Here is a 17,510-nt window from a genome sequence, read left to right on the forward strand (position 1 = left end):
CCCCGCCGCGTCGTCGTCCACGACGACAAACCGTCGTCACAGCTTGCCCGACGGCCCCTCGGCGGTGCGGCAGGGGGTGCGGCGGTGTCAGGTCCCGATCCCCTCCGGCCAGGTGTGCGCCGGCTCCCCGGTGCGCATCAGCTCGCAGTAGCGGCGGGTGGTGGCGGCCAGGGCCTTGTCCCGGTCCAGCCCCTGGTCCAGCGCCCGGTGGTAGGTGGCGGCCTGCCAGGAGGCGCCGTTCGCGCGACGCAGGCAGCGTCCCTCGATGACGCCGAGGTAGCGGTCGCGGTCGGCCGGTTCGACGCCCCACGCGTCGAGCCCCGCCGCCGCCCGCGGCAGCAGCTCCTCCTGTACGAGCCGGACGGCCGGCATCCGGGCCAGACCGCCGGCGCGCCCCGCCTTGGGCCAGCGCAGCCAGGCGTCGATGCCGTGCCGGCAGGCGGTGTCGAAGTTCTCCGCCGCGACGGAGAACGGCAGCCGTGTCCACACCGGGCGGGGCTCCTCGGCGAGCGCCCTGACCAGCCCGTAGTAGAACGCGGTGTTGGCGATGACATCGGTGATGGTGGGGCCGGCGGGCAGCACCCGGTTCTCGACCCGCAGATGCGGCACGCCGTCGGCGACCGCGTAGACGGGGCGGTTCCAGCGGTAGACGGTGCCGTTGTGGAGGGTGAGCTCGTGCAACTGCGGCACACCCCCCTCCTCCAGGACCTTCGTCGGGTCCTCGTCGTCGGAGATGGGCAGCAGGGGCGGGAAGAAGCGGAGGTTCTCCTCGAACAGGTCGTACGCGGAATCGATCCAGCGCTCCCCGAACCAGGTGCGCGGCCGGACGCCCTGCGCCTTGAGCTCGGGCGGCCGGGTGTCGGTGGACTGGACGAACAGCGGCGGGCGCGACTCGCGCCACAGCTCCCGGCCGAAGAGGAACGGGGAGTTGGCGCCGACGGCGATCTGCGCGGCGGCCACGGCCTGGGCGGCGTTCCACACGGCCGCGAAGCGCCCGGGGGTCACCTGCAGATGCAATTGGACGGAGGTGCACGCGGCTTCGGGGGCGATCGACGCCGCGGTGCTGGTCAGCCGCTCGACGCCCTCGATATCGATCGTGAAGTTCTCGCCGCGGGCGGCGACGATCTGGTCGTTGAGCAGGGTGTAACGGTCGGCTTCGGAGAGATTCGCGGAGACGAGATGACGTTCCTGAAGGGTGGGCAGAATACCGATCATCACAATCCCGGAATCGACCTCCATGGCTTTGCGATCGGCATAGGACAGACCCGTGCGCAGCTCCTCGGCGAGCTGATCGAGCACCCGCCCGGAGAGCCGGTGCGGAACAATGTTCACCTCAAGGTTGAATCGCCCGAGTTCGGTCTGGAAATCCCCGCTGGCGATACGATTCAGCACTTCGGCGTTCACCATGCTCGGCATGCCGTCGGGCCCCGCGAGATTCAGCTCGATCTCCAGGCCCATGAGATTCCTGGGCCGGTCGAATCGCTTCTCCGCCAGAAGCCTCGCCAACATGTCCAGGCACTGCCGGAGCTTGTCCCGGTGGTGTTGCCGGTCGGCGAGAGCGAACCCCTCGGCCACGACCTTCTCACCCATCGCGGCGTCCTTCCTCGCACGGGTCGCCCGTAGCGCCGGCCGCCCGGGTCACGGTCGATGATGCCCAGCCAATGTGATCGATAACGCCCCGCCGGAGCCGCATACCCAGTAGGCTCGCCGGTACGCACGCGGTGGCACATTCCGTCGGCATGGCACAAAGCGCCGTTTTCACGCAGAACGCTGGTGATAAACACCGACGAGATCCGGCCTACCCTGCCCGGTGAATACTACGAGGTGGCGCGCGCGAATCCGGCACAGAATCACCGAAATCACCCCGGCAGGCGGCCCGGATTTCCCCTTGTGCGAAATACGCGCGACAGCTAGGCGAAACACCATGTGAACATGTGTCGTATAAACTTCGGAGACGAGGCAGAGAGCAGGCGCCCCGGCCCCGCCACCCGGATCGGTCCCGGCCCCCCTCTGACCCCGCACGCTGACAGCGTCGTCCGCACCTGCCCAGCACAACGTGTCTCCGAAGTGAGAGGCGACCGACCATGCCGCTGCATGTCCCCCCTGCCCCCGCGCCTGCCCTGCTCAGCGTCGTCACCGCCCTCGGCTCCCCCACCGCCGTACGCGAGGCGCGCACCCCGTCCCTGAAGTCCGCGCATGGCCCCCTCACGCCCGAACTCCCCCTGCCCGTCCACGTTCTGGAGCAGGTCACCCACCGCGGCGGCACCCCTCGCACCCGGCTCACCGGCTGGCGCTTCCAGATCCGCGGGGCGGAGCGCACGGTGGCCGCCGGCGAGACGGCGCTGACGCCGGACGGCTGGGCGTTCTCCCACTTCTTCGAGGGCCCCTACCTCGACTCCACCGAACGCGCGCTGCGCCAGGCCGAGGCGCTGCCGACGCCGTACCAGCCGCGACTGCTGTCCGTGCCACAGCTCTACATGCTCACCCTCTGGCTCCACGGCGACATCACCGCGGACGCCGCGTCCGGGCTGCCGGCCCCGGGTGATCTGCTGGTGCCGCTCGCCCCGGCGCCACCGGGCATCGCCGCGCACCGCCCGCACCGCTTCGCCGACCTGCTGTCGGCCCTCACCCTGCGGCTCACCCCGGCGTCCCTGCTCAAGACACCCGCCTGACACCGTTCCTCCCGGGCCGCCCGCGCCCGTACGCGCCCCGCGGCCGGTCGCGGGGCGCACATCTGTGCTCATCCTGCCGGACTAGTCCCGCATGACCATCCCTAACCGTCCGAAGGGGCAGTGTGGTTGGTGGCAACCGCCCGCACGGGTGACGCGTCATCAACCTGTGAGGAGCGCTGCCGGGAAATCCCTGCGGAATCACGCCCGTAGGGCAACACTGGTATCGACCAACCGATTCATCAACGGGGGGCGGCATGACCACCGCATCGAGCCGCAGGACAGCCACCACATCGCAGCGAAAGAAATCTCCCATGTGTCAGCACCAGCCCACGTGCCCATCAGCCGACTCAGCCGACCGGGAAGCCGCACACCTCGTGGCGCACCACCCGGAGCAGGGCTGGAGCCTGCTGTGCAACGGCGTCCTCTGCTTCGAGGACACCGGTGAGCTGCTGCCGGACGGCCAGATCATCGCGCCGCACCGGCCGCTGGACACCGATCACGTGGTGACCGCTGCCTGAGCTCACAACTCTCACCACCACGCACGACAGATCACATAAAGCACCACGCACATCAAGGGGCCGGCCCGGCGCACTCGCCGAACCGGCCCCGACTCGGGCCAAAGGGCACTCAGCCCTCCGTCACCCGTCGTATCAGCCCTCGTACTCATCCATAGGCGGGCACGAGCAGACGAGATTACGGTCGCCGTAGGCGCCGTCCACCCGACGCACGGGCGGCCAGTACTTGTCGGCGGCGGAGACCCCGGCCGGGAAGGCGGCCTCCTCGCGGGTGTAGGGGCGGTCCCACCCACCGGTCACCGAGGCGGCGGTGTGCGGGGCGTTGCGCAGCGGGTTGTCGTCCTTGTCCCACTCGCCCGAGCCGACCTTCTCGATCTCCGCGCGGATGGCGATCATCGCCTCGCAGAAACGATCCAGCTCGGTGAGGTCCTCGCTCTCCGTCGGCTCGATCATCAGGGTCCCTGCGACCGGGAACGACATGGTCGGCGCGTGGAAGCCGTAGTCGATCAGTCGCTTGGCGACGTCGTCGACGCTCACGCCGGTCGCCTTGGTCAGCGGCCGCAGGTCCACGATGCACTCGTGCGCCACCAGGCCGTTGGGGCCGGTGTAGAGCACCGGGTAGTGCGGCTCAAGGCGCTTGGCGATGTAGTTGGCGCCGAGCACCGCGACCTGGGTGGCGCGCTTGAGGCCTTCGCCGCCCATCAGCCGGACGTACGCCCAGGAGATCGGCAGGATGCCCGCGGAGCCCCACGGCGCGGCCGAGATCGGGCCGACGCCGGTCGCGGGGCCCGCGGTCGGCTGCAGCGGGTGGTTGGGCAGGTAGGGCGCCAGGTGGGCGCGGACGCCGACCGGACCCACGCCGGGGCCACCGCCGCCGTGCGGGATGCAGAAGGTCTTGTGCAGGTTCAGGTGCGAGACGTCGCCGCCGAACTCGCCCGGCTCGGCCACGCCCACCAGGGCGTTGAGGTTGGCCCCGTCGACGTAGACCTGGCCGCCCGCCTCGTGCACGAGCGCGCAGATGTCGCTGATGTGCTCCTCGAACACCCCGTGCGTGGAGGGGTAGGTGACCATCAGCACGGACAGCTCGTCGCGGTACTGCTCGATCTTGGCGCGCAGATCGGCGGCGTCCACCTCGCCGTCCTCGCCGGTCTTGACGACGACGACCTTCATGCCGGCCATCACGGCGCTGGCGGCGTTGGTGCCGTGCGCGGAGGACGGGATGAGACAGACGGTGCGCTGCTCGTCGCCGTTGGCGCGGTGGTAGGCGCGGACGGCCAGCAGGCCCGCGAGCTCACCCTGGGAGCCGGCGTTCGGCTGGATGGAGACCTTGTCGTAGCCGGTGATCTCGGCGAGCCGCTCCTCCAGCTCCGTGATGAGCGTGAGATAGCCGGCGGCCTGCTCGACGGGCGCGAAGGGGTGCAGGGCACCGAACTCGGGCCAGGTGACCGGCTCCATCTCGGTGGTGGCGTTGAGCTTCATGGTGCACGAGCCGAGCGGGATCATGCCGCGGTCCAGGGCGTAGTCCCGGTCGGCGAGGCGGCGCAGGTAGCGCAGCATCGCGGTCTCGGAGCGGTGCTGGTGGAAGACCGGGTGCGTGAGGTAGTCGTCGGTGCGCAGCAGGCCCTCGGGGAGCGTGTCGGCCGTGGTGGCGTCGAGCGCCTCGATGTCGGCCTCCACCCCGAACGCCGACCACACGGCGGCCAGCTGGGCGCGCGTGGTGGTCTCGTCGCAGGCGATGCCCACCTGGTCGGCGTCGACCAGGCGCAGGTTGACGCCGCGCTCGCGGGCCGCCGTGACGACCTCGGCCGCCCGGCCGGGGACGCGCGCGGTCAGGGTGTCGAAGTACGCGCCGTGCACGACCTCGACACCGCCGCCCCGCAGCCCCTCCGCGAGCAGCGTGGCGTAGCGGTGCGTACGGCGCGCGATGGCCGCGAGGCCGTCGGGGCCGTGGTAGACCGCGTACATGCCGGCCATGACGGCGAGCAGCACCTGCGCGGTGCAGATGTTGCTGGTGGCCTTCTCGCGGCGGATGTGCTGCTCGCGGGTCTGGAGGGCCAGGCGGTACGCCTTGTTGCCGTCCGCGTCCACGGAGACGCCGACGAGGCGGCCGGGCAGGCTGCGGGCGAACTTCTCGCGCACGGCCATGAACCCGGCGTGCGGACCGCCGAAGCCCATGGGCACACCGAAGCGCTGCGTGGTGCCGACCGCGATGTCCGCGCCGAGCTCGCCGGGCGAGGTCAGCAGGGTCAGGGCGAGCAGGTCGGCGGCGACGGTGACGATCGCGCCGAGCTCGTGGGCGCGCTCGATGACCGGGCGCGGGTCGCGTACGGCACCGGAGGCGCCGGGGTACTGCAGCAGGACGCCGAAGACGCCGCGCTCGGCGATGTCGTCGGGGATGCCCTGGCGGAGGTCGGCGACGACGACCTCGACGCCGGTCGGCTCGGCGCGGGTCTCGATCACCGCGACGGTCTGCGGCAGGGTGTCGGCGTCGATGAGGAAGACGCCGTCCTTGACCTTGCCGACGCGGCGGGAGAGCGCCATGGCCTCGGCGGCGGCGGTGCCCTCGTCGAGCAGGGAGGCTCCGGAGGTGGGCAGGCCGGTGAGGTCGGCGACCACGGTCTGGAAGTTCAGCAGCGCTTCGAGGCGGCCCTGCGAGATCTCCGGCTGGTAGGGCGTGTACGCCGTGTACCAGGCGGGGTTCTCCATGACGTTGCGCAGGATCACCGGCGGGGTGAAGGTGCCGTAGTAGCCGAGGCCGATCATCGGCGCGAGCACCTGATTGCGGTCGGCGAGACCGCGCAGCTCGGCGAGGACCTCCGCCTCGCTGCGGGCGGCGGGCAGGTCCAGCGCCTCGGTGCTCTTGATCACGTCCGGCACGGCGGCGGCGGTGAGTTCGTCGAGCGAGCCGAACCCGACCTGGGCCAGCATCTTGGCCTGGGCCCCGCTGTCGGGCCCTATGTGGCGCTGTTCGAAGGGCGTGCCCCGCTCCAGGTCGGAAAGGGAGATGCGGTGGGCTGTCATCTGCGGAGGCCTCCTGGTCATTGCGACCTGCGAGGGGTACCACGGCGCGGGTACCCGGACGGCCTCCCCCTCTGTCATCTCAACCTGAGAGCTTCACCGGGCCGCGTGCGCGCGGTCCGGCTTTCACCGTCGGTGAGGAGGGGCTTCGGCGCTGTGCCTGACCTGGGCCCGCCCTGCTTTCCAGAGTGACCTCGTCCATGCGGTACGTGTGCCTGAGAGATTCCGGGGAGGATTTGCTCCTTCGGCGCCCCCTGCGGAGCCGGTGAACGGCTCTTGGGGACTCTCCCGCACGGGGTCTGCGGCCACTCGCCAGCCTACCAGCGCGGGTCTGACCGGATCCCTCGAGTGGCCGGTTCCCGCTTTGTGGCTTTTCGTTGGTGTCGGGGGCGCTCGGAGCTTCGCCGAGGGTGCCCCGGGGGCCGCGCGAACCTGGGAGGAACGGTGCAGACCGATATCGATCCGCGGAGCCTGATAGGCCGCAAGGCGTTCGACCTCAATGGCGCGAAGATCGGCACCGTGGACGAGGTGTACCTCGACGACGCGACCGGTGAACCGGAATGGGCGGCCGTCCGCACCGGCCTCTTCGGCCGGGACGCCTTCGTGCCCCTGGAGCCGAGCCAGGTCGTGGACGACACCCTGCGCGTCCCCTACGAGCGGTCGCTGATCAGGGACGCGCCCGACTTCGGGGTCGGCCGTCACCTCTCCCCCGAGCAGGAATTGCAGCTCTACCATCACTATGGTCTCGCCCTCCCCGGCTCCGAGACCCCACCGCCGACCGGTTCGCCCGCCGACGAGGGGCTGGGCACGGTCAACGGCTCGGGCGGCTGACCGGCCGGCGTGGAGGACTCCGCCGCGCGACCGGCGGACGGATGAGCTGCCGCCGAGTGATCACCCGCCGGTGGCCGACCGACACCCGGTGACTCCGCGGCGGACGCCGACCCTCCGCCCCCCGGCGACCGCGGCTCGCCGGCCTCCCGTACGAGCGGCAGCGGCTCCCCCGCTTCGAGCTCGGGGTCGTCGACGGCGAAGGTCCGCACCCGGCCGGGCGCCGACCAGGGCTGCTCGAACCGGATGGTGACCCGTCCGACGCCACTGCCCTGGATCCAGCCCGCCCCATACTCGGCGTGCCGCACATCCAGCCCCGGCAGCCAGCGCCGGGGCCGCCGTTCGACGCTCTCCTCCTCCGCCGTCCGCCGCGTCTCCGCGCCGGTCTCCGGCGCCATCTCGGCGACGGCCGCGGCGGCCTCGCTCGCGGCCTGGGCGAACAGATCCTCCTGGGTGTAGTCGGCCAGGCCCGTCACGCCGACGCCCAGCAGCCGTACGCCCGCCGTGGTGTCCACACCGTCGAGCAACCGCCCGGCGGCCTCCCGCACCACTCCCGGGTCGTCGGTCGGGCCGCGCAGCGTCTCCGAGCGCGTCAGCGTCGAGAAGTCATAGCGCCGCACCTTGATCACCACTGTGCGCCCCGACCGGCCTGCGGCGCGCAGGCGCTCCACGCAGCGATCGGCGAGGCGCGCCAGCTCAAGCTGGACGCGGGTCCGGTCGGTCACGTCCTCCTCGAAGGTGTCCTCCACCGACACCGACTTGGCGTCCCGGTCGGCGACGACGGGCCGGTCGTCGTGCCCGGTGGCCAGTGCGTACAGACCCGAGCCGTGGGCCTTGCCCAGCAGCCGCACCAGCTCGGCCTCGCCCGCCTCGCCGGTCTCGGCGACGGTCGTGATCCCGGCCCGGCGCAGCGTCTCGGCGGTGGCGGGGCCGACGCCGGGGACGACGCGCACCGACATGGGGCCCAGCAGCGCGAGCTCGGTGCCGGGCTCGATGAGGACGAGGCCGTCCGGCTTGGCCTGCTCGGAGGCGATCTTGGCTAGCATCTTGGAGCCGGCCAGCCCCACCGACCCGCTCAGTCCCGTGGCCGCCCGGATGTCCCGCCGCAGCCGCTCGCCGACGGCCCGGACGGCCGCCGACGAGGGCTCGACGCCGCCCGCTTCGAGATCCACGAACGCCTCGTCGAGGCTGAGCGGCTCCACCAGCGGTGAGAGCGCGCCGAGCAGCTCCATGACCGCCTCGCTGACCTGGCGGTAGAGGGTGAACCGAGGGGTGAGGTAAGCGGCGTTGGGGCACAGCCGACGCGCCTGGGCGGTCGCCATGGCCGAGTGGATCCCGAAGACCCGTGCCTCGTACGACGCCGTGGCCACCACACCGCGCGGCCCGATGCCGCCGACCACCACGGGCTTCCCGCGCAGGCTGGGCTTGGCCGCCTGCTCCGCCGAGGCGTAGAAGGCGTCCATGTCCAGATGCAGGATGGTCGGTGCGGCTCTCACACCCCCGATGCTCCCGCACACCACTGACAATCGCTCTGATGTGCCACCGGCACGCCGTGAGCGCGCCGGGGACCATGGCCCGGCGGGGCCTCAGACCGCCCTGTTGCGGCGTCGTGCCAGCTCGTCGGCGGGGTTGTGGCCGATGAGCGTCTCGCCCGTGTCCACGCGCTCGCCGTGCAGCTGGGACAGCGCGCTCTCCACATCGCGCCACACGACGCCCACGGCGATCCCGAAGACCCCCTGCCCGCCCTGGAGGAGGTCGACGACCTCGTCCGGCGAGGTGCACTCGTAGACCGTCGCGCCGTCGCTCATCAGCGTCATCTGCGGCAGGTCCCCCATGCCGCGCGAGCGCAGGTGCTGGACGGCGGTACGGATGTTCTGGAGGGAGACGCCGGTGTCCAGAAGCCGTTTCACGATCTTGAGAACGACGACGTCCCGAAAGCTGTACAGCCGCTGGGTGCCCGAGCCGTAGGCCGGCCGGACGCTCGGCTCGACCAGGCCCGTGCGGGCCCAGTAGTCGAGCTGGCGATAGGTGATGCCCGCCGCGGCGCACGCCGTCGGCCCGCGATATCCGATCTTGTCGGTCTCCGGCCCCTGCGGCGTGGTGCCCGCTGCCGGGATCGCATGACGGGAAGAGGGCTGTTCGACCGTCCCCCCGTACAGCGGAAACGGACTGCCGACCGCCGTACCGTCGCCCATGCTTCTCACGCCGACCTCCGTCCTTGACCTGCCTTCACGACGGTAGGCAGTCGCCCGGGGTGCGTCAACGATCGCCACACTCGGCACGCCGAGTGATAATCACCCAGAGAGTGGTTTTGCGTACCCCAGCGCCGGGAAAGGCTACTCGAATGCGCTGCGGCCACCGCTTCCGCGTGGCCGGCGCGAGCCTCACTGGCTGCTGCTGCCGAAGTCCTCCGGCGAGATCTGGTCGAGGAACTCGCGGAACTTCTCGACCTCGTCCTCCTGCTCGTCCGGGATGGCGATCCCGGCGTCGTCCAGCACCCCGTCGCTGCCGTAGATCGGCGTACCGGTGCGCAGGGCCAGCGCTATGGCGTCGGACGGCCTGGCGCTGACCTCGACCCCACTGGCGAAGACGAGCTCCGCGTAGAAGACGCCCTCCCGCAGATCCGTGATGCGGACCTCCGTGAGCTGCTGACCGACCGCTTCCAGGACGTCCTTGAAAAGATCATGGGTCAGCGGACGGGCCGGGGCCATGCCCTGCTGGGCGAAGGCGATGGCCGTCGCCTCTCCCGGTCCGATCCAGATCGGGAGGTAACGGTCGCCTCCCACTTCACGCAGGAGCACGATCGGCTGGTTGGAGGGCATTTCCACCCGGACACCCACGACATCGAGCTCGTTCACACAGCAACCCTAGGACGTGCCCGGCAGGTTTGGGTAGTCGGGCACTCTCCGGTCAGCGCGATCCCCCGCGCAGAGCGGCCTTCACGAGCGCGGCGTGCAGCCGTACGGAAAGCGTCGCGAGCTCCCTCGCCGTGGCCTCGGCATGGGCCCTGGTCTGCGGATTACGGTGCCGGCGCAAGGGGGCGACCACCTGTTCGACCAGCCCGGCCTGGCGGTCGGCAGCGGCCTTCACGGCGCGGAGGTGGCGGGGTTCCAGGCCGAAACGGCCCAGATCGGCGACCAGCTTGGCCACGGCGACGGAATCGAGGTCGAATCCGCCGTCCGGGTGGGCGGCGACCAGGCCGTACGACTCCCACTCCGCCAGCTCACGCTCGGTGACCTCGGTGGCGGCCAGGAGCTCCGCCCGGCCCACGCGCGTCGCCGCCGGATGGCCCGAGCCGTCGGCCAGGAGGGCCAGGGGGCCCTCGGGGCCCGGAACGGCGCCCGGGAGCTCCATGGCGTCTCGTGGCTGCCCGGGGGCCGGCAGCGGCGTCTGTTCGCCCTCGGCGCGCGCGTCGAGGTGCTCCCTGATGACCTTGAGCGGCAGATAGTGGTCGCGCTGCATCCGCAGCACATAGGCCAGCCGCTCGACGTCGGCCGTGCTGAACTTGCGATAGCCGGACGGCGTGCGCTGCGGTTCGACCAGGCCCTCCGCCTCCAGGAAACGGATCTTGGAGATGGTGACCTCGGGGAACTCGTCACGCAGCAGATTGAGCACCGTCCCGATGCTCATCAGCCGTCCGTCCGCTCCGGCGGCACCGGCTCTCCCGGCACCGCCCGACGGTGTTCGAAGCATGGCCCTTCCCTGGGGTACCCCGGACGGAGTCCGGCGGAGGGTCAGATGCCCCGCTGGCTGCCGTAGAAGACCAGGCGGTACTTGCCGATCTGGACCTCGTCGCCGTTCTGGAGCGGGACCGAGTCGATCCGCTCACGGTTGACGTACGTGCCGTTGAGGCTGCCGACGTCCGCGACGGTGAAGCCGCCGTCCTGGGCTCTGCGGAACTCGACGTGGCGCCGCGAGACGGTGACGTCGTCGAGGAAGATGTCGCTCTGCGGGTGCCGGCCCGCCGTGGTCAGCTCGCCGTCCAGCAGGAAGCGGCTGCCGGAGTTCGGCCCGCGCCGCACCACCAGCAGGGCGGAGCCCAGCGGGAGGGCGTCGACGGCCGCCTGCGCCTCGGGAGAGAGCTGCGGGATCGGCGTCTGGCCGGTCGTCTCGGAGTCGTACGCCTCCAGCCCGGAGATGGAGATCGTCGACGTCGTCTCGGAGGCCCGCTCGGCGACGGCACCGGCGCGCAGCGGTGCACCGCAGTTGGAGCAGAACCGACTGGCCTCGGCATTCCGGTGGCCACACCTCGTACATACCGGCAAGGCAAACCCTCCACCCGCACTTGAGGTCGCTGGTCCCCCGAAACCTATGGGTCCGGTGGCGGCAGGGTCAACAGAAGACGCGCCCTGCCCACCCGAAATGTCTCCTCCGGGCGCACCGACCTGGTCCCGGAACAGCGGGCGCCCCTCCTGGGCCCCTTCGCCGCCTTCCACGGGGCGCGACGCGCGGTGGCGAGCGGAGCTGCCACCCTCCTGGCGTGCGCTCTTGCCGAACAACTTCGCAAACAACTTCACGGGCGATTCCCCTTGACCGAAACAGACCCGCCCGTGGGGCAGGACAAACCCTCGATGCACACACCGTCCGACCTGGACATCCGTATAACGTCCGTGGTCAACAGACAGTTTCCACCACGCACCCTCGACTTGGTGCGCCGACCCCCCGCAAGCTCGTGGCCGCCACGTGAGGCCACCGTGCCCGCCCGCCTCACCGCGATGACGACCGAGCGTAGTCAGGCCGCTTCGCCGGGCGCAAGGCATCCACAACGATCTTCTCAGACCTCTGGACCGTGACCGTCGCCTGCTCCTTCTCCAGCGTCTGCACGACGCCACCGGGGATGTTCAGCGCCGGCTCCAGGTCCTGCGGCTTGCCGATCACCTTGAACCGGTAGGGCTGCGAGACCTTTTTGCCGTCGATCTCCACCTTCCCCGCCGCGCCCGAGAGAAAAGTGTCCGCCGCGATCCGGACGTCGTTGATCTGGATCGCCTCCGCGCCCGCGGCGCGCAGCTCCTGGAGGGTGTCGAGCAGCTTGTCCGCCTCGACCGCGCCCTTGGGATCGCTCACCGTGAGCTCGATGCCGGGCCCCTGGGCCGCCACCGTGCCCGCGAGCACGCCGAGCTGATCCTTCTTCTGCGCGGTCTGCTTACGGGCCTCCTCGGCCTGGTTGGAGCTGCTCTCCAGCTCGGTGCGCTGCCCCTCCAGCCGTCGCTTCTCGTCCTCCAGCCGCTTGGTGCGGTTGTCCAGCTCGTCGAGGATCCGTACGAGGTCCTCCTGCCGGGCACCGCGCAGAGCGCTGCTGTCGTTCGTCGAACGGACCTGGATGGCCAGGCCGAGGCCGAGCACGCACAGCAGCACGGCCACGGTGAGCTGCGCCCGGGTCAGCCGGGGTGGCCAGAGGCCGCTGACCAGGCGTTGACGCCCGGTCAGCGGAGGGGCCGCGGGAGGCGCTTCCGCGGGGGGCTCTTCTGCGGGCTGCCGCTCGGGCTCGTCCGGCGTTGGCGGCTCCCCGGCGGCATCCGGCTTCTGAGCCTTCGTCGGCTTCGTCGGCCTCTCCGGTTCTTCGACCGGTTCGTCCGGAGTCGCGGCGTTCCGGGGCCCCTCCGGCCGGCCGGTGGGGCTCGGCTCGCCGGAATTCTTCGCCGCCTCGGCCGGTTCCTCCGGCGTCCTCGGCCGCTCCGGCTCACCCGCCCCGTCGGACGCGGGCCGGCGCGTGGGCTCGTCCGGGGTGTCGTCGGTGCTCATCGGCCTCACGCCCGGAAGATGTGCCGCCGGATGGCGGCAGCGTTGGAGAAGATCCGGATACCCAGGACGACCACGACACCGGTGGACAGCTGCGCCCCGACGCCGAGCTTGTCCCCGAGGAAGACGATCAGGGCGGCGACCACCACGTTGGACAGAAAGGAGACGACGAACACCTTGTCGTCGAAGATCCCGTCGAGCATCGCCCGAAGGCCGCCGAACACCGCGTCGAGCGCCGCCACGACAGCGATCGGAAGGTAGGGCTCGACCGCCGTCGGCACCACGGGGCGGACGACAAGTCCGACCACGACTCCCACGATGAGGCCCAATACGGCGATCACGATGTGCCCTTCCCCTGTGGCTTTGCGGTACGTACGATCAGGCTCGGCGCGGCCGGAAGCCGTACCTCGCCCTGAGCGGAAATGCTTGAGCGCACCCCGTAGTTCTGCTGCAGAACACGCAGGTACTGCCCGTCGGCGCTGCTCTGGAAAGCGGAGCTCAGCCGCTGCCCGTCCCCGACCGCCAGCACCGTGTACGGCGGTACCAACGGCTTGTTGTCGACCAGTATGGCGTCACCCGCGGCCCTGATCGCCGACAGCGCCGTCAGCCGCTGCCCGTTCACCGCGATCGCCTCCGCGCCGGACTGCCACAGACCGTTGACGATGCGTTGCATGTCACGGTCGCGCACCCGGCCCGTATCGGAGAAACCGCTGCTCTCGCGCGGCCCGCCGCCACCGCTCTGCTTGGTCTGCTTGGCGTCGTCCACGACGAGCTTGACGCCCGGCCCCTGCACCGCGGTGGCACCGGCGAGCAGGGCCACCAGATCGGCCTCGTCCCCGCCGTGCTTCTCCAGCGCGTCACGCTGCTTGCTGCCGACCGTGTCCCGCAGGGTGTCGACGCTCTTCTGCAGCGCGTCGGCGTCGGAGGACTCCTTCTGGATGCGGTCGATGAGCTGCTGGCGCTCCTTGGCCAGTGTCGGTGCCGATATCTGCGCCTGGGCGGCACCGATCGTCACCACGGCCGCGGCCAGCAGCAGCGCGGCGGCCAGCCCCAACTTGGCGCGCAGCGCGGTGGGCAGCCCCTTGCCGCCGTCCGCGCCGCGCCGGGCGGCCGCCTCCGCGTAGCCGTCGTCGAGGCTGTGGTCCATCACGTTGGTCAGCAGCGACATCGAGGCATCGGGACGCGGAGACGGCGTTACCGTCCTCCGAACGGGGGGCTGCTGCGACATGCCGCACATCGTCGCACGTGGGAGGCGCCGTCTCCCAATGGCCCCACCGGCGTGCCGGATACGGGAACAGGGAGACGGCGCCCGTCGCGCCGACGGGTCGGTCAGCGCCCGGCGCCGTCCACGACCGCGGACCACTCGTCGAGCAGTGCCTGCGCCGAGGCGTCGTCAGGGCCCTCCGCCCACAGGTGCGTCACGGCCTCGGACGGGTCGGGCAGCACCATCACCCAGCGCCCGTCGGCCTCGACCACCCGCACACCGTCGGTGGTGTCCACCGAACGGTCCCCGGCCGCCTCCACGACGTGCCGCATGACGAGCCCCTTGACCGCCCACGGCGTGGCCAGGTCGCGGCGCAGGACGTGTGCCCTGGGAATGCGGGCGTCTATCTGGCTGAGCGTGAGCTGCGTACGGGCCACCAGGCCGATGAGCCGTACGAACGCGGCCGTGCCGTCGAAGACGCTGCTGGACTCGGGCACGATGAACCCGCCGCGCCCGTCCCCGCCGAAGATCGTCGTGTCGGCGCGCCCGACCCTGGTCAGGTCGTCGGGCGACGTCGTCGTCCACTCCACCTGCGTCCCGTGGTAAGCGGCCACCTGTTCGGCGATCCGGGTGGTCGTGACCGGCAGGGCGACCTTTCCGCTGCGCCGCTCGGCGGCGACCAGGTCGAGCAGCACGAGCAGGGCCCGGTCGTCCTCGACGATGCGCCCCCGCTCGTCGACGAGGGAGATCCGCTCGCCCACGGGGTCGAACCGCACCCCGAACGCGGCCCGCGCCGACGCGACGATCTCTCCCAGCCGGACCAGCCCGGAGCGGCGGGTGTCGGCGGTCTCGGTCGGGCGCGACTCGTCGAGACCCGGGTTGATGACGAACGCGTCCACGCCGAGCCGGCCCAGCAGGCTGGGCAGCACGAGCCCCGCGCTGCCGTTCGACGCGTCGACCACGACCTTGAGCCCGGCCTCGGCGACTCCGGTGGTGTCCACGGACCGCAGCAGGGAGCCGGTGTAGGAGTCGTAGACGCTGGAGGGGAAGGACAGGTCACCGATCTCGCCGGGGAAGGCCCGCCGGTACTCCTGGCGGGCGTAGACCCGGTCGAGCTTGCGCTGACCGGCCTGGGAGAGGTCGGCGCCGCGCTCGTCGAAGAACATGATGTCCACGGAGTCCGGCACCCCGGGCGAGGTACGGATCATGATGCCGCCGGCGCTGCCCCGCGCGGTCTGCTGGCGGGCCACCGGCAGCGGTACGTTCTCCAGGTCACGTACGTCTATGGCGCTGGCCTGCAGTGCGGAGATCACCGCGCGCTTGAGCGCCCGCGCGCCGCGGGAGTGGTCACGTGCCGTGGTGACCGTGGAGCCCTTCTTGAGTGTGGTGGCGTACGCGCCGGCGAGCCGCACCGCGAGCTCGGGGGTGATCTCCACATTGAGGATGCCGGAGACGCCGCGGGTGCCGAAGAGGTGGGCTTGGCCGCGAGACTCCCAGATGACCGAGGTGTTGACGAACGCGCCCGCCTCGATGGTCTTGAAGGGATAGACGCGGACGTTGCCCTGAATAATCGATTCCTCACCGATCAGGCACTCGTCGCCGATGACCGCTCCGTCCTCGATCCGGGCGGCGCGCATGATGTCGGTGTTCTTGCCGATGACACAGCCACGCAGGTTGCTCTGTTGCCCTACGTAGACGTTGTCGTGGACGACGGCCTTGTGGAGGAAGGCTCCGCTCTTGACGACGACGTTGGAGCCCACGACGGTGTGCTCACGGATCTCGGCGCCGGCTTCGACCTTGGCGTAGTCGCCGATGTAGAGCGGGCCGCGCAGTACGGCGTCGGGGTGGACCTCCGCGCCTTCGGCCACCCAGACGCCGGGCGAGATCTCGAAACCGTCTATGTCGACGTCGACCCTGCCTTCGAGGACGTCGGCCTGGGCCTTGCCGTAGCTCTCGTGGGTGCCGACGTCCTCCCAGTAGCCCTCGGCGACATAGCCGAAGACGGGCTTGCCTTCCTTCATCAGCTGCGGGAAGACATCACCGGACCAGTCGACGGGGACGTCGGCCTCGACGTAGTCGAAGACCTCCGGCTCCATGACGTAGATGCCGGTGTTGACGGTGTCGGAGAAGACCTGGCCCCAGGTCGGCTTTTCGAGGAAGCGCTCGACCTTGCCGTTCTCGTCGACGATCGTGATGCCGAATTCCAGGGGATTGGGCACCCTGGTGAGGCAGACGGTGACGAGCGCGCCCTTCTCTTTGTGGAACCGGATCAGGTCGGTCAGGTCAAAATCGGTGAGGGCGTCTCCGGAGATCACCAGGAAGGCATCGTCCTTGAGCGCTTCTTCGGCGTTCTTGACGCTGCCCGCCGTGCCGAGTGGCTTTTCCTCATTGGCATAGGTGAGCTCCATGCCGAGCTCTTCGCCGTCACCGAAGTAGTTCTTGACGAGTGAGGCAAGGAACTGCACGGTCACCACGGTCTCGGTGAGCCCGTGCCGTTTGAGCAGTCTCAGCACATGCTCCATGATCGGCCGGTTGGCCACCGGCAGGAGCGGCTTGGGCATGCTCGAGGTCATGGGGCGAAGGCGTGTGCCTTCGCCGCCGGCCATCACGACGGCCTTCATGTCGGAAGCGTCCTCCTTGAAGAGACGACGGTCATACCGACTGAACGCGCCCGAGCCGTTTTGCGTATCCCGGATACGACGTCCGTTCCCGGAATGGCTCCGGAACTCCGGCGACGTCAGTCGGACTGGCGGTCCGCCTTCACCAGCCGGCGGACCTGGACCACATAGAGGATCCCTGCCCACCAATAGAGCGTTGTACCCCATCCGGCGAACGCCCATCCGAAAATCGCGGCGAGTGAGGGCAACCAGCCGCCACCGTCACTGAGAAGCAGCAACGGGAACGCGTACATCAGGTTGAAGGTCGCGGCCTTCCCGAGGAAGTTGACCTGCGGCGGCGGATAGCCGTGGCGGCGCAGAATCCACACCATGACCAGCAGCATCGCCTCGCGCGCGAGAAGGGCCGCGGTCATCCAGAGCGGCAGGATGTCCCGCCAGGTGAGGCCCACGAGGGTGGAGAGGATGTAGAGCCGGTCGGCTGCCGGGTCGAGGAGCCGGCCGAGGCTACTGATCTGGTTCCAGCGGCGGGCGAGCTTGCCGTCGAGGTAGTCGCTGACGCCGCTCAGTGCCAGCACCAGCAATGCCCAGCCGTCGCTGTTGTGGCCATCGAGCTCTGGGCGAAGGATCAGCCACAGGAAGAGGGGTACGCCGACGAGGCGGGCCATGCTGAGGATGTTCGGGATGGTGAGGACGCGGTTGGTCTGTACGCGCGTCTCCTGGACCTCCACCCGGGGGCCTCCTGTGGGGAAATGTACCAACGATGCCCCATGACCCTACCCGCAGACATAGCCGGCCGATGCAGAGGGGTGGGACGATCGGGGCCGGAAATGCAGAAAGCCCCGGTGGGAACCGAAGTTCCCACCGGGGCTTTCTATAAAATTTGTTCGGCGGCGTCCTACTCTCCCACACGGTCCCC

15 protein-coding genes and 1 riboswitch are annotated in these 17,510 nt (G+C 70.4%); of the genes, 3 read left to right on the forward strand and 12 right to left on the reverse strand.

The genetic code is table 11. The annotated features are described in order from the left end of the window. Positions 1 to 87: 87 nt before the first annotated feature. Complete coding sequence (locus ACZ303_RS28465; RefSeq protein WP_467343325.1) at positions 88 to 1,590, reverse strand: glutamate-cysteine ligase family protein; 1,503 nt, start codon at positions 1,588 to 1,590, stop codon at positions 88 to 90. A gap of 494 nt (positions 1,591 to 2,084) precedes the next feature. Between ACZ303_RS28465 and ACZ303_RS28470 the strand changes: the two genes are divergently transcribed. Together ACZ303_RS28470 and ACZ303_RS28475 are read left to right on the forward strand one after the other, a co-directional pair. Continuing rightward, on the forward strand, positions 2,085 to 2,672 hold the full coding sequence (locus ACZ303_RS28470; protein ID WP_467343326.1) for a hypothetical protein: 588 nt from the start codon (positions 2,085 to 2,087) through the stop codon (positions 2,670 to 2,672). A 311-nt stretch (positions 2,673 to 2,983) separates the two neighbouring features. Further along, positions 2,984 to 3,190, forward strand: coding sequence for a DUF5999 family protein (locus tag ACZ303_RS28475; RefSeq protein ID WP_467343327.1), 207 nt, complete (start codon positions 2,984 to 2,986; stop codon positions 3,188 to 3,190). A gap of 132 nt (positions 3,191 to 3,322) precedes the next feature. Here the strand turns inward: ACZ303_RS28475 and gcvP are convergent, their stop codons facing one another. Beyond that, a complete protein-coding gene (gene gcvP / locus ACZ303_RS28480) occupies positions 3,323 to 6,208 on the reverse strand; it encodes an aminomethyl-transferring glycine dehydrogenase (RefSeq protein ID WP_467343328.1) in 2,886 nt (961 codons plus the stop codon). 190 nt (positions 6,209 to 6,398) lie between these two features. Beyond that, positions 6,399 to 6,506, reverse strand: a riboswitch (glycine riboswitch). A gap of 143 nt (positions 6,507 to 6,649) precedes the next feature. Between gcvP and ACZ303_RS28485 the strand changes: the two genes are divergently transcribed. After that, complete coding sequence (locus ACZ303_RS28485; RefSeq protein ID WP_467343329.1) at positions 6,650 to 7,036, forward strand: PRC-barrel domain-containing protein; 387 nt, start codon at positions 6,650 to 6,652, stop codon at positions 7,034 to 7,036. Here the strand turns inward: ACZ303_RS28485 and ACZ303_RS28490 are convergent. The 10 genes from ACZ303_RS28490 to ACZ303_RS28535 form a co-directional block, all read right to left on the reverse strand. Then, positions 6,943 to 8,529, reverse strand: coding sequence for a DNA polymerase IV (locus tag ACZ303_RS28490; RefSeq protein ID WP_467343330.1), 1,587 nt, complete (start codon positions 8,527 to 8,529; stop codon positions 6,943 to 6,945). The genes ACZ303_RS28485 and ACZ303_RS28490 overlap by 94 nt on opposite strands. Positions 8,530 to 8,619: 90 nt before the next feature. Continuing rightward, positions 8,620 to 9,228, reverse strand: a complete 609-nt coding sequence (locus tag ACZ303_RS28495) for a MerR family transcriptional regulator (protein ID WP_467343349.1) — start codon at positions 9,226 to 9,228, stop codon at positions 8,620 to 8,622. Between the two features lie 189 nt (positions 9,229 to 9,417). Beyond that, entirely contained in the window at positions 9,418 to 9,891 is a 474-nt protein-coding gene (locus tag ACZ303_RS28500; RefSeq protein WP_030364453.1) for a bifunctional nuclease family protein, read from the reverse strand. Positions 9,892 to 9,943: 52 nt separating this feature from the next. Beyond that, entirely contained in the window at positions 9,944 to 10,726 is a 783-nt protein-coding gene (ftsR, locus tag ACZ303_RS28505) for a transcriptional regulator FtsR (RefSeq protein WP_467343331.1), read from the reverse strand. 41 nt (positions 10,727 to 10,767) lie between these two features. Then, positions 10,768 to 11,610, reverse strand: coding sequence for an FHA domain-containing protein (locus ACZ303_RS28510; RefSeq protein WP_467343332.1), 843 nt, complete (start codon positions 11,608 to 11,610; stop codon positions 10,768 to 10,770). A 130-nt stretch (positions 11,611 to 11,740) separates the two neighbouring features. After that, positions 11,741 to 12,775, reverse strand: a complete 1,035-nt coding sequence (locus ACZ303_RS28515) for a DUF881 domain-containing protein (RefSeq protein ID WP_467343333.1) — start codon at positions 12,773 to 12,775, stop codon at positions 11,741 to 11,743. A 5-nt stretch (positions 12,776 to 12,780) separates the two neighbouring features. Then, positions 12,781 to 13,113, reverse strand: coding sequence for a small basic family protein (locus tag ACZ303_RS28520; protein ID WP_071964751.1), 333 nt, complete (start codon positions 13,111 to 13,113; stop codon positions 12,781 to 12,783). Then, entirely contained in the window at positions 13,110 to 14,009 is a 900-nt protein-coding gene (locus tag ACZ303_RS28525) for a DUF881 domain-containing protein (protein WP_467343334.1), read from the reverse strand. The genes ACZ303_RS28520 and ACZ303_RS28525 overlap by 4 nt, the downstream gene beginning before the upstream one ends. Positions 14,010 to 14,101: 92 nt before the next feature. Beyond that, a complete protein-coding gene (locus ACZ303_RS28530) occupies positions 14,102 to 16,597 on the reverse strand; it encodes a sugar phosphate nucleotidyltransferase (protein WP_467343335.1) in 2,496 nt (831 codons plus the stop codon). A 116-nt stretch (positions 16,598 to 16,713) separates the two neighbouring features. Next, the gene (locus ACZ303_RS28535; RefSeq protein ID WP_467343336.1) at positions 16,714 to 17,322 is read right to left on the reverse strand and encodes a CDP-alcohol phosphatidyltransferase family protein; all 609 of its coding nucleotides are present in this window, start codon (positions 17,320 to 17,322) and stop codon (positions 16,714 to 16,716) included. Positions 17,323 to 17,510 lie beyond the last annotated feature (188 nt).

This window comes from Streptomyces sp. NPDC023527 (assembly GCF_055560115.1).